Source organism: Pseudonocardia sp. NPDC049635, from assembly GCF_040659795.1.
Taxonomy (GTDB): Bacteria; Actinomycetota; Actinomycetes; order Mycobacteriales; family Pseudonocardiaceae; genus Pseudonocardia.
The window spans coordinates 1-10,871 of sequence record NZ_JBFAON010000046.1; the positions used below are offsets into that span (position 1 = coordinate 1).

Below are 10,871 nucleotides of genomic sequence, written 5' to 3' on the forward strand. Positions count from 1 at the left end.
CCTCGCCAAGCAACGCAGCAACCAGGACTGACAGACCACTCGGGGGGTCAAAATCCCCGGACCCCACGGGGGTCAATTTTCAGGATCCGTTGACAGCAGAGGGTGGGGCACCGAGTTCCGCGTCGAACTGTCGGATTTTCTCGCTCAAGTGTCGGTACTCAGTATCGTCGGTGACGGGCAGGTCTGCCGCCTCGTAAACCGCATACTGCGGAACTGCGTGTTCGCGATGGACCTAATTGGCAATGATGTATGCAGAGGGCGGGAAACTGGGTTCACTACGCCTGAATGCTCTTCGCGGCGAGGTGCAGGACCCGTCTGTTGAGTCGCGCGCGTGACATATTTTCCGATCCCGACGCTACTATAGGTCATCTTGCAATTGAGTCAGATAGTGCACACTGCGACACCGCACGCTTTCACAATTGTGGGTCGCCCTCTGTCATTGGCGCGCTGTCCCCAAGGTGCGGCACTAGATGTTCTTCCAGTCCTTACGTCGGCGCGCCCACTCAATCTGTTCTTCGGAGGGCTCAGGCTGACCGTGTGCGGCGTCGAGTTCGCGCACCATGTTCGCGAGCGCCGAATACTCCTCCTCGTCAACCTGCGTCACGAATCCGTACTCGTACACGCTTTGATTGGCGACCGTCCGCTCTCGCCCCACCCATGAGATCCAGTAATAGTTGGGCATCACATCCTCGATTTTCCCAGGGTGATCTGGGTACAAGGGAACATCTAGGTCGCGCGGCGGTGTGTACTTGACCAACTGGCCCACATTCAGTACCTGAATCTCGGTCATGGCTGCATGATATCCCTTGAACCTTCGTGCGCGTATCGCCGAACCGCTAACCATGCTCTAATGCTGCGTAAATGTGACCTGTTTCGTTAAGCGACCGAGCCGTCGGTCCACGTGTCCGCCAATCCGGTAGCGGGTGATCCAGGTGTGCAGGGTCTGGCGCGAGACGCCGAACTGAGCCGCGACCTGGTAGCGCGGTTCGCCTTGCTCGACGGCCAGCACGGCGCGGTAGCGCTGCTCGACCACGGTCATGTCCACCAGGGCCAATCCCGGCCTCCCACCACCCGCTGACCAGCACGGACAGCGGACAGGAAAGCCGATCAGGCCCAAACGTCAAGCATCAGGTGAGACCGGAACGTCAAGCATCAGCCGGGACACCCATTCCACCCCCCCCCGCTTTCCGCCTACCCCCCCTCTTGAGATACCCGCCCCCCCCCCCGGCGGCGCGGGGCCGGCCACGCCGGCCCCGTCGCTCGCTCACTACACCTCCGGCCCGTTCGCGGCGCCGGGACTCGGCTACCCGGCCCCGGGCCACGACGGAGCGCCGATCCGTGAGGTGATTCGTCAGCGTGCTTCCGGGTCCTGGCCACGAGCAGCTCGTCCGCCGTCGACGGGCAGGACCACGCCGCTGATGAAGCTGGCCGCAGACGACAGCAGGTAGGCAACGGTGTCCGCGACCTCGTCGGCGCGGCCGACACGCCCCAGCGGATGGATCTCCGCCATCTGCCGACGCGTCAAGTCCGCGGCAGCCGGGTCCTGACGGTCGAGCAGCTCCTCATAACGGTCTGTCGAGATGGAACCCAGGGCAACGGCGTTGACCCGGATCCGATCTGCCCCGTAGTCGACGGCAGCGGCGCGGGTGAAGCCCTCGATCGCCGCCTTCGCCGTGGCGTAGGGGAGGGCGCCTCGCACAGCGCGCTGAGCCTGGTGGCTCGATACGTTCACGATCGAGCCGGCGGTCTCCCGTTCCCGGAAGCGGCGTACCGCAGTCGCCGAGCCCACCAGCACCGGGGCGAGGTTGGCGCTGATGAGCGCGACGAGGTCCTCGGGGGCTGTGGTGTGCAGATCGGCGTCACGGAAGATCGCAGCGTTGTTGACCCAGCCCGTTAGTTCGCCCATCTGCTGAGCGAGGTCGGCGGCGTGCTCAGTGGTCGTCGGATCGTCGGCGCTGCCGGTCGCGACGGCGATCCGAGGGCCGGCCGGGTGAGCCTCGGGCCATGTCGCGCCTGCCGGGTCGCGTTCCAGGACGACAACGGCATCGCCATCGGCCAACAGCTTCTCGGCGATGGTGCGCCCGACCCCACGGCCGGCGCCGGTGACTACATGCGACCGAACCATGCAGCCATCTTCCCGATGCGTGGGGCAGAAGCCCAGGACCCTCGGGCTCCGCCCGAACCCGACACCGCTCGGAGATCAGGGGAGTGCGGCAGGGCTGGTGACCTCCTCACGGCGCGCCGAGACGGCAGCCAGACCGCGGAGTGGGGTGCAAGGCTGGACCCCGTGCCCTGCACCCCACTCCCCGGCCTGGCAGGGGTGAACCCGCGCCGCGAGGAGATCACCAGCAGGCCGGGCATGTGGGGGAGAAGGCCCCCGCCGGTGCGACTCACGGACGATACGCGGACGCGGATAGGTGGTCCGTACTCGCGCCGCAGGTCAGGACCGGTTTGGCAGCTCTCTGTAAATCCGTCGGCGTAGCCTTCCCAGGTTCGAATCCTGGACCAGCCACAGCAGGTGAAAGAGACCCCCGACCAGCGGAAACGCTGAGAACGGGGGTCTTTTTCGTTGTCCGGGTCCGTCCGGCTGTGACCGGGTTTCTACGGGTGTTCACGGACGCATCACGGACGCGATCATGAACGGCCGTCGCGGAGAGCCTGCTCGACCCGGCGGCGCAGAGCGTCGTCCTGACCGGCGATGCACTTGGCGTAGACCCGCAGCAGGACGTTGACGCTGTGCCCGGCCCACTGGGCGACCTGGGTGGCCGGCACACCGCCGTTGAGCCACGTCGACACCGCAGCGTGCCGGAGGTCGTACGGACGGTGGGCGAGCGGCGAGGTGGCCTCCTCCGGCGAAAGCGCGGTCAGTCGGGCAGTGGCCCACAGACGCCCGTAGTGACTCTCGGACAGGGCACCGCCACGCGCTCCGCGGTACAGGCGACCGTCCGATGTGGTGCCGTGGTCGGCCAGGTGCTCGCGCAGGATCGCGGTCAGCTCCGGTGGGCTCGGTACCACCCGCACCTCGTCCACACTGCGGGGTTTGAGCTGGCGAGGCTCACGACGGGTCCCGGGCTCGCTCCACGACCGACCAGCAGCCGGAGCCGACGTGCTCAGGTACAGCTCGCCCCACCCGGACTCCGGCAGGGCCAACGCCTCCTTGCGAAGATCCACGGCCTCGCCGGGACGCAGAGCGGCGTAGTACATGACCGCGAAGAACGCGACGAGCGGCGGGCCTGAGCGCAGTTGCCGAACAGCCGCGAACAGAGTGCGTGCCTGACCGTGGTTGAGCACGACGCGCGGGTTCACGGCCTCGGCGAGCTTCGGTGCCTCGACACTTGATCAAGGCGCCGCCTGGCGGCGGCGCGGGGCCGGCTATCCGGCCCCCTGCGACCGAGGCGGCCGACCATCCCCCGAGTCGGAGGCGAACCACACAGGCGTGACGGCGTCCGACGGGCCCGGAACGTCATTGGGGTCTCGTCCCGCAAGTCTCAGCAGTCCGAGGCCGTCCTGATCGACACCTACGTAGAGCACGTACGGACGCCCGGCGCTGTCGTTCTCCGCCCATCTGATGACCGCGTGGACATCGTCGGCCCCACGGACCTCGTACTCGTCGGAGGCGGTCCCCTCGTAGAAGTAGACGCGGTACCGGGGCCGGTCGCACTCCCAGCGCTGATCTCGCGGATCCACTCCGACGATCTCCATCGGCCAAGCCTGCCACTGCGTGAAGTGCGAGCCAACAAGGCTGGTGGTCGTCTGTGATGCCTCCGGCGGCCGGGCTCCGTCCGAACCCGACACCACTCGGAGATCAGGGGAGTGCGGCGGGGTAGCGATCTCCTCACGTCGACCTCGGCCTGCAGTGCCTCGGCCAGCATCCGGCGGGCACCCTCACGCAGTGGCTGCCGCGTTCCGACCGCAAGCTCGAACGGCTGAGCGGGTCGTCCGGTGCGACCTTCGACGTCCACCGGAGCGGTCGAGATCTCAAGAGTATCGTCCTTGACTTATATAAATTCATCCTATTAGAGTCGGCGCTCGTGCATGCGTTCGACGTTCCCGTCGACTAGGCGCGTCCGGGAGCTGCTGGTCGAAGTGAACAGATCGCGGGCGCGGTCACAGAGGTGATACGGGCCGAGTTCGGGCTGTCTCAGGGGTCGACGCGTGGTGGGGCCGCTTCCGCCGGCTGCGGGATCAGCGCCTCGACGCGGACGAACCCGATTCATCAGCGAAGGGAACACGACGGTGAAGGACGTACTCGACGAACTGGCTGCCGCCCGCCGGAGGATGGGCACGGCGACGCTACCCGCCGGTGAGGCCTACACCATCGAGCTGCGGCGTCGCTACGACGCGCGCCTCGACGACGTGTGGGACGCCATCACCGACCCGGAGCGACTGAGCCGCTGGATGAAGCCGGTCACCGGCGACCTGCGCCCCGGCGGGGCGTTCGAGCTGGACGGTGGTGAGCACGGTGAGATCCTGCGTTGCGACCCGCCGCGCCTGTTGCGGGTCTCCTGGATGTTCGGGCCCGAGGCCGACGAGTGGCCCGGCACGAGCGAGGTCGAGATGCGCCTGTCTCCTGGCTCGGCCGGTGACACCGAGTTCGAGCTGATTCATTCCGCGGCCGTCGGCGAGCCCATGTTTCCCACCTTCGGCCCCGGCGCCGGCGGTGTCGGCTGGGATCTGCACCTCCTCGCCCTCGCCGGCTTCCTCGGCGACGGCGCGACGCTCGACCACGACCGGTTCCAGGTGTCACCCGCCGGACGCGAGTTCAGCCGCCGCAGCGCCGTCGCCTGGGGTGAGGCCCACCTGGCCGCCGGCGGGAAACCGGACCAGGTTGCGGCCGCGGTCGAGGCCACCACCGCGTTCTACCTGCCCACCGCCGACGCGTCGGTCGAGGCGGACCGGTCAACGCCGAGCTGAGACGACGGCGGCTCCCTGTGCGAGAGCCGCCCCCGTCCCCGTCGCGTCGCTGAGCTCGTCGCTGCGGTCCAGACCCTCATGACCGGCGGCGCCTGATCAGGTCGGACAAGCCTCCGGTCGGAAGCGACGTGACCAGGCGGGTTCTCGGAGGCCCTGCGGGCGACACACTCGTCGTCGAGCGGACCGGCCCGCACCGTGTAGAGCATCACCCAATGGTCGCGTTCCGGGTCATGGAGCATCTCGGTGTCGACGTCCAGCCAGCCACGGTCCGGGTGCCGGATGCGCTTGAACGCCGACCGCCACACCCCCACCTCTCCGTGTCCCCAACGCTCCCGGAACCCGGGACTGCGGCCTGTCAGGTCCTGGAGCACACCGAGAAGATAGGGGTCGTCGGGGTAGCGGGCCAGTGCGGCGCGCAGCTCCGCCGCGGCCACCCGGAGCAGGTGGTCCATCCCGTCGTCGTCGAGGACCTCGGTGAAGGCCGGCGAGGTGAAGGCCCGGTGCACGATGTTGCGGCCGTAGTGCCCGTCCCCGATCACCGAGCCGAACATCTCCCCGGCGGCGGCGTTGACGGCCACCACGTCGAGCCGGCCGTCGTGCACCGTCATCGGAACGGTCGAAGCGAGGTTCTCCATCAGGCGCGCCAGCCCCGGGCGGACCGCGTCGGACGGTGCGGACGGCGAGGGCGGCAACTCTCCCGCGAGCCGGAACAGGTGGTCGCGCTCGACGGCGGTGAGCCCGAAGGCCCGCGCGAGGGCGGCGAGGACGTCGCGGGAGGGGCGTGGCGCCCGGCCCTGTTCGAGCCGTGTGTAGTACTCGACGGAGATCGACGAGATCTCCGCCAGCTCCTGGCGGCGCAGCCCCGGCACCCGGCGACGGGAGTGCCGGGATCCGTCCGCACCGGCCGGTGGGGCCATCATGGCCCGCCGGCGACGGAGATAGCTCCCGAGATCAGCACTTCCCGCAGTCCGCACCGCACCAGTCTGCCCGCCGCCTCCGTGCTGGAGGGTGGTCCTGCCGGGACCAGGCTCACCGGGGCCTTATCCGTCTGCCTGCCGGCCCGCAGAGTCGGTCCCGACGGTCGCGGGCCCACCGGATCACCCGCGGAGCCGTCACCGACCCAGACGGAGGACCCCAGTGCCCACCCCCACGCGAACGATCGCCATGACCGGCGCGACCCGCGGCATCGGCCTCGCCGCCGCCGAGGAGCTGTTGCGGCGAACCCCGGACGCCCACCTGCTCGTCCTCGGCCGGACCGAATCCGCCGCGCAGGTGCTCCCTCGGCTGCAGGCTCTCACCCCGCACGTCTCCACCATCGACGTCGATCTGGCGAGTACCGCGAGCATCGACTCCGCCGCGTCCCTGGTGGAGGATCTGCTCGACGAGGGCGGGCTGCCGCCGCTGAGGGCAATGGTGTTCAACGCCGGAGTGCACCTCGACAGCGCGGTCCACACCACCGTCGACGGTTACGAGACGACGTTCGCCGTCAACGTGCTGGCGACCCATCTGTTGCTGCGCAGGCTGCATCCGCACCTGCACGCGCCCGCGCGGGTCGTCGTCACTGTGAGCGATGCCCACTTCGGGGATCTCCGGCACACCGCGGGCACCTTCCCGTCCACCGGCTGGACCACGCCGGATGTGCTGTTCCGGCCCGGCGCCTACCCGCGGCCCAGCACGGTCCGGGCGGGCCGGCGGGCCTACGCCACCAGCAAGCTCGGCGGCATCCACCTGGTCCACGAGTGGGCCCGCAGGCTGCCCGCCGGGGTCGACATCGTGGCGTACAACCCGAGCCTGGTCATCGGCACCGGCCTGGCCCGCGACGCCGGAGGTGTCTCCGACGTGCTGATGCGGTACGTGGTCCCGGCCCTCGCGCTCACCCCGCTGGTCGACACCCCGTCCGCCGCGGGCCGCAAGCTGGCCGACGCCGTGCTCGGCGTCACCGCGGCGCCCACCGGGTCCTACATCCACCGCACCCACGTCGCCCCGTCCTCGAAGGAGTCCTACGACGTGGGCCGGGAGGAGGAGCTCTGGGCTTGGCTGGAGGACGCGGCCCGCAACATCGGCGGTGACGCGGACGCCGCACACCGATCCGGCTGAACCTCGAACCCGCCCGCGAGGCGGCGAGCTGCACCGATGACGCGGTGCCCACCACTGCGGCGCCACCACCACGGCAGGGCGGGGTCGAGCGCCGGCTTGTTGATCGTCGTGTCCAGGAACAGGGCGCCGCGACGGGCGATCCGGCGACGGAGCGACGCGCGGTGATGTCGCGGTAGGGCGTGCATCGCCTGGTCGAGGGCGCGGCCGGTCGAGAGCGGAACGCCCTGGATCACCGTCGGATGCCGCCGACGACGATGGCGGGCCCGTACCCGGGCCGGGCGTCTACGCGGCACGGACCGTTCGGATCGAAGCCATGTTCCGGGCCTCCCAGGGAGTGGCGGGAGAAGGAAGCGGAACTCCGGCTGTTACCCGCGCACCGCTTCGGTGGATCACCGGGTGACGGTTCGGGTCGGTGAACGCTCTGGTGTTTTTCCTGGCGAAAGGCTATTGTTCGAACATGTGGTCGAAATCGGCGAGTCGTCAGGGGGACGCGATCAGCGCGGACCTCACGGCGATCCTCGACCGGCTGACCGCGCTGGCCGAACCCGGCCCCGAGGTCGGAGCCGATGTCGAAGCCGGTCCCGCCGCGTCGGCCGGTGCGGCCGAGGGCTTGCGGGCCGAGTCCGCCGTCCACATCGATCGGATCGCCCTGCTCGAACGTCTTCGTGCCGTGGTCGCCGCGGCACAACACGCCGAGATCGTCGCGTTCGCCCGTGCCCAGGTGGAGTTCCAGATCGCTACCGGTGCCCTCGATCCGGCCGCGGTCGGTCGCGGTGTCGCCGACCAGGTCGCCCTCGCATGCCGGATCTCGCCGTATGCGGGGTCACGGCGGTTGACCACCGCCAGAGCCCTGCACTGCGATCTGCCGGGCACGCGGGCCCTGCTACGGGGCGCAGCGATCTCCGAGGACACGGCCGAGCGGGTCGTGTCCGAGACCCGCCACCTCGACCCGCAGCGGCGTCGCGAGGTCGACACCCGGATCGTTGCGGCCGGGATCGAGGATCTCGGCGCCCGGGAGGCCGCCGCGACCGCGAAGCGCCTGGCCTATCAGGCCGACCCCGCCGGTTACACCGCCCGCGGTCGCACCGCGCGTGCCGACCGGCGGGTGACACTGCGCCCCGCGCCGGACACGATGGCCGTCCTCAGTGCACTGCTGCCGGTGGAGCAGGCCGTGGCGTGTCTGGCGAGCCTGCGCAAGGCCGCCGACACCGCGACCACCGGTAGCACGGCCCCCGGCGGTGAGCCACCCGGTAGCGGATCGGCCGGCCGCGCCGGGCCGGCGCGCAACCGGTGTCAGGTCATGGCCGACACCCTCGTCGAGCGCCTCACCGGGCAGGCCACCGCCGCCGATGTGAACGTCGAGGTCGGGATCGTGCTGCCGGTCGACGCCCTCGTCGACCCCGACGGCCCCACCGTCGCGGAGATCGTCGGCCACGGGCCGGTGCCCGCCCGCATCGCCCGCGACATCCTCGGTGCGACCGGCGGGAAGTCATGGTGGAGGCGGTTGTTCACCCGCCCCGCCGGCGGGCCCCTGATCGGCGCCGACCCGCGGCGGCGCTGCTTCGACGGGGTTCTCGCCGCGCTGGTCCGGATCCGCGACGGCGACCGCTGCCGGGACCCGTACTGCGACGCACCGGCCCGCCACATCGACCACATCGTTCCCGCCCGCGCCGGTGGGCCCACCAGCCTCACCAATGGGCGCGCGGTGTGTGTGCGCGGCAACCGGGTCCGCGAGGTCCCCGGCTGGCGGGTCGAGACCGTCCACGACGGGCTCGGCCAGGAACCGCACACCGTCCGCACCACCACCCCACCGGGCACGCCTACACCAGCCGTGCCGGTCCGTGAGTTCACCGGGCGGCGCGGCGGACCGCAGCTCCACCGGAGGCCGTGGGCTCACCGGGGCGGACGCGTGCACGGCCGTCGCGCCGACTGCCGGGGAACCAGGTCAGCAGTGTGCGGGTGTCGACGCAGTACCCGGGCTTGCCCTTCTCCAGGGACGCGACACCGTACGAACCATTCCTCGGAGCGGCGCTCGCCGGTGCGCAGACCGGGCAGCCGGTCGTGCCCTGGTCAGTGGCGTTCTGCACGGCTTCGAAGCGCTGCAGGACACCATCGGGTCCGAGGGGGAAGCGGGCGCAGTCACCGACCGCGAAGATCGACGGGTCCGACGTCCGCAGGTGCTCGTCGACCACGATCCCGTTCGCGGCGGCCAGGCCGGCCTCCCGGGCGAAGGTCGTCGCAGGGACGCACCCCGACGCCGAGGAGGACCAGGTCGGCGGGGTAGTGCCGACCGCTGGCGCCGACGAACGTGCGTACGGTGCTATTCATCAAGGCTTTGACCAGACGGTCGTCGACCTTCTGACGAAGCTCCCGACGGTGGGAGGAGGCGCCTGGTGTCCGTCCCGCGCCCGTCCCCCGCTCTGCCGCAGAGCTCTCGCCCGCTTCACGGGCCCATGCCCTGCATCGACCGTGGAAGGACCGCCTCATGGCCAAGCCGTTCGCCTCGTCAGCCGAGACCGTTGCGAAGGAGCAGACCCTCGAAGTGCTCGCCGACGGCGTCTACGCCCTGACCGCCGAGGGTGACCCCAACATCGGCGCGATCGAGGGCGAGGACTTCCTCGTGTGCTTCGAGGCCCTCGCCACCCCCGTCGCCGCGCAGAAGTGGCTGGCGAAGCTGCGCGAGCACACCGACAAACCGGTGCGCTACCTGGTACTGAGCCACTACCACGCGGTCCGGGTCCTGGGCGCGAGCGCCTTCGACGCGCAGACGATCGTCTCGCACGAGATCACCCGCGACCTCGTGGCCGAGCGCGGCAAGCAGGACTGGGAGTCCGAGTTCGCCCGGATGCCGCGGCTGGCCGAAGCCGCCGACTCGGTGCCCGGCCTGACCTGGCCGACCCTCACCTTCGCCGACCGGCTCACGATCGATCTCGGAGGCGACCGCGGCGACCTCGTGCTGCGGTATCACGGGCGCGGGCACACCGAGGGCGACATCACCGCCTGGCTGCCCCGGCGGAAGATCCTCTTCGCGGGCGACCTCGTCGAGGCCCAGGCCGCGCTCTACACCGGCGACGCCTTCCACCGCGACTGGGCGTCCAGCACGCTCGACAGTGTGAAGGCGCTCGGTGCCGAGCAGCTCGTCGGCGGGCGCGGAGCGGTCAGCCGCGGCAGCGCGGAGGTCGACGCCGCGATCGAGCAGACCCGCGGGTTCCTGCAGGTCATGCTGCGTGAGGTCGGCACCGTGCAGGAGCGTGGCGGTTCGCTGAAGGAGGCCTTCGAGGCCACCCACGCCGCACTGGTGGACGACTACGGACACTGGCCGATCTTCGAGCACTGCCTGCCCTTCGACGTCTCGCGCGTGTGGGACGAGCTGTCGGGCATCGAGCGTCCGATCATCTGGACCGCGGAGCGCGACCAGGAGGTCTGGGCCCAGCTGCAGGCCTGAGCCTGAATCCACCGCTCCCTGTGGCGGTTGTTCTCGTTCTCTTTGTTGATCTTCGGGTGGGGTGTTGGGCATGGGCGTGCCTGGGACTGGGTTTCCGGGTCCTCAGGGTTGTGGGTGGTCAGTGGCGGCGGGGTGCTCAGCCGGCCGGTCCGGGCAGGGCGCGCAGGAGCTGAAGACCGTGCAGGAGTGCGGTGGTCCAGGGCCAGTGCATGGGTAGTCGCAGCCGGTAGCGGCGGGCGTGGCGGGTCAGGCGGGCGGCGACGGTGAGGTAGCGGCGTCGCAGGGTCTTGATCGTCTGGCGTGGGGTCGCGGCGAGTCCGGCGAGTCGGGCACTCCAGCGGCCGAGGTTGTGGGCCAGGGTCTGCAGGATCAGCCAGGCCTGGTTCGCGCCGAACCGTTTCGAGGGCAGGTGGCC

The 10,871-nt window shown here is 70.2% G+C and carries 10 protein-coding genes and 1 pseudogene; 4 read left to right on the plus strand and 7 right to left on the minus strand.

Annotation, left to right across the window (positions count from 1 at the left end; all coding sequences use genetic code 11):
- Positions 1-466 precede the first annotated feature (466 nt).
- The 4 genes from AB0J24_RS28460 to AB0J24_RS28475 form a co-directional block, all read right to left on the minus strand.
- Positions 467-790 (minus strand): hypothetical protein, encoded by a 324-nt coding sequence (locus AB0J24_RS28460; protein WP_358686935.1) that lies wholly within the window; start codon positions 788-790, stop codon positions 467-469.
- Between the two features lie 57 nt (positions 791-847).
- The gene (locus AB0J24_RS28465) at positions 848-1,039 is read right to left on the minus strand and encodes a helix-turn-helix domain-containing protein (protein ID WP_358686946.1); all 192 of its coding nucleotides are present in this window, start codon (positions 1,037-1,039) and stop codon (positions 848-850) included.
- Positions 1,040-1,351: 312 nt separating this feature from the next.
- Positions 1,352-2,125 carry an SDR family oxidoreductase gene (locus AB0J24_RS28470; RefSeq protein WP_358686936.1) on the minus strand — a complete coding sequence of 258 codons (774 nt, stop codon included), beginning with the start codon at positions 2,123-2,125 and terminating at the stop codon, positions 1,352-1,354.
- Positions 2,126-2,634: 509 nt separating this feature from the next.
- On the minus strand, positions 2,635-3,306 hold the full coding sequence (locus AB0J24_RS28475; protein WP_358686939.1) for a tyrosine-type recombinase/integrase: 672 nt from the start codon (positions 3,304-3,306) through the stop codon (positions 2,635-2,637).
- Positions 3,307-4,236: 930 nt separating this feature from the next.
- On the opposite strand from AB0J24_RS28475, the gene AB0J24_RS28480 reads away from it, so the two are divergent.
- Positions 4,237-4,914 (plus strand): SRPBCC family protein, encoded by a 678-nt coding sequence (locus AB0J24_RS28480; protein WP_358686940.1) that lies wholly within the window; start codon positions 4,237-4,239, stop codon positions 4,912-4,914.
- On the opposite strand, the gene AB0J24_RS28485 is transcribed toward AB0J24_RS28480, so the two are convergent.
- On the minus strand, positions 4,860-5,888 hold the full coding sequence (locus AB0J24_RS28485; RefSeq protein ID WP_358686941.1) for a helix-turn-helix transcriptional regulator: 1,029 nt from the start codon (positions 5,886-5,888) through the stop codon (positions 4,860-4,862). The genes AB0J24_RS28480 and AB0J24_RS28485 overlap by 55 nt on opposite strands.
- 190 nt (positions 5,889-6,078) lie before the next feature.
- Between AB0J24_RS28485 and AB0J24_RS28490 the strand changes: the two genes are divergently transcribed.
- Together AB0J24_RS28490 and AB0J24_RS28495 are read left to right on the plus strand one after the other, a co-directional pair.
- On the plus strand, positions 6,079-7,011 hold the full coding sequence (locus tag AB0J24_RS28490) for an SDR family NAD(P)-dependent oxidoreductase (RefSeq protein WP_358686942.1): 933 nt from the start codon (positions 6,079-6,081) through the stop codon (positions 7,009-7,011).
- A 457-nt stretch (positions 7,012-7,468) separates the two neighbouring features.
- A pseudogene (locus tag AB0J24_RS28495) lies at positions 7,469-8,296 on the plus strand (DUF222 domain-containing protein); the annotation flags it as partial.
- 562 nt (positions 8,297-8,858) lie between these two features.
- On the opposite strand, the gene AB0J24_RS28500 reads toward AB0J24_RS28495, so the two are convergent.
- Positions 8,859-9,335 (minus strand): FAD-dependent oxidoreductase, encoded by a 477-nt coding sequence (locus tag AB0J24_RS28500; protein ID WP_358686948.1) that lies wholly within the window; start codon positions 9,333-9,335, stop codon positions 8,859-8,861.
- 161 nt (positions 9,336-9,496) lie between these two features.
- Here AB0J24_RS28500 and AB0J24_RS28505 point away from each other — a divergent pair, with 161 nt between their 5' ends.
- Positions 9,497-10,456, plus strand: coding sequence for an MBL fold metallo-hydrolase (locus tag AB0J24_RS28505; RefSeq protein ID WP_358686943.1), 960 nt, complete (start codon positions 9,497-9,499; stop codon positions 10,454-10,456).
- A gap of 136 nt (positions 10,457-10,592) precedes the next feature.
- Here AB0J24_RS28505 and AB0J24_RS28510 read toward each other — a convergent pair.
- Positions 10,593-10,871, minus strand: a 279-nt coding sequence (locus AB0J24_RS28510) for a transposase (RefSeq protein WP_358686945.1), incomplete at its 5' end; no start/stop codon positions are given.

Coding starts and splice junctions, on each gene's coding strand:
- AB0J24_RS28490 (WP_358686942.1), top strand. CDS start 6,079: ATGACCGGCGCGACCCGCGGCATCGGCCTCGCCGCCGCCGAGGAGCTG.
- AB0J24_RS28470 (WP_358686936.1), bottom strand. CDS start 2,125: ATGGTTCGGTCGCATGTAGTCACCGGCGCCGGCCGTGGGGTCGGGCGC.
- AB0J24_RS28465 (WP_358686946.1), bottom strand. CDS start 1,039: ATGACCGTGGTCGAGCAGCGCTACCGCGCCGTGCTGGCCGTCGAGCAA.
- AB0J24_RS28460 (WP_358686935.1), bottom strand. CDS start 790: ATGACCGAGATTCAGGTACTGAATGTGGGCCAGTTGGTCAAGTACACA.
- AB0J24_RS28505 (WP_358686943.1), top strand. CDS start 9,497: ATGGCCAAGCCGTTCGCCTCGTCAGCCGAGACCGTTGCGAAGGAGCAG.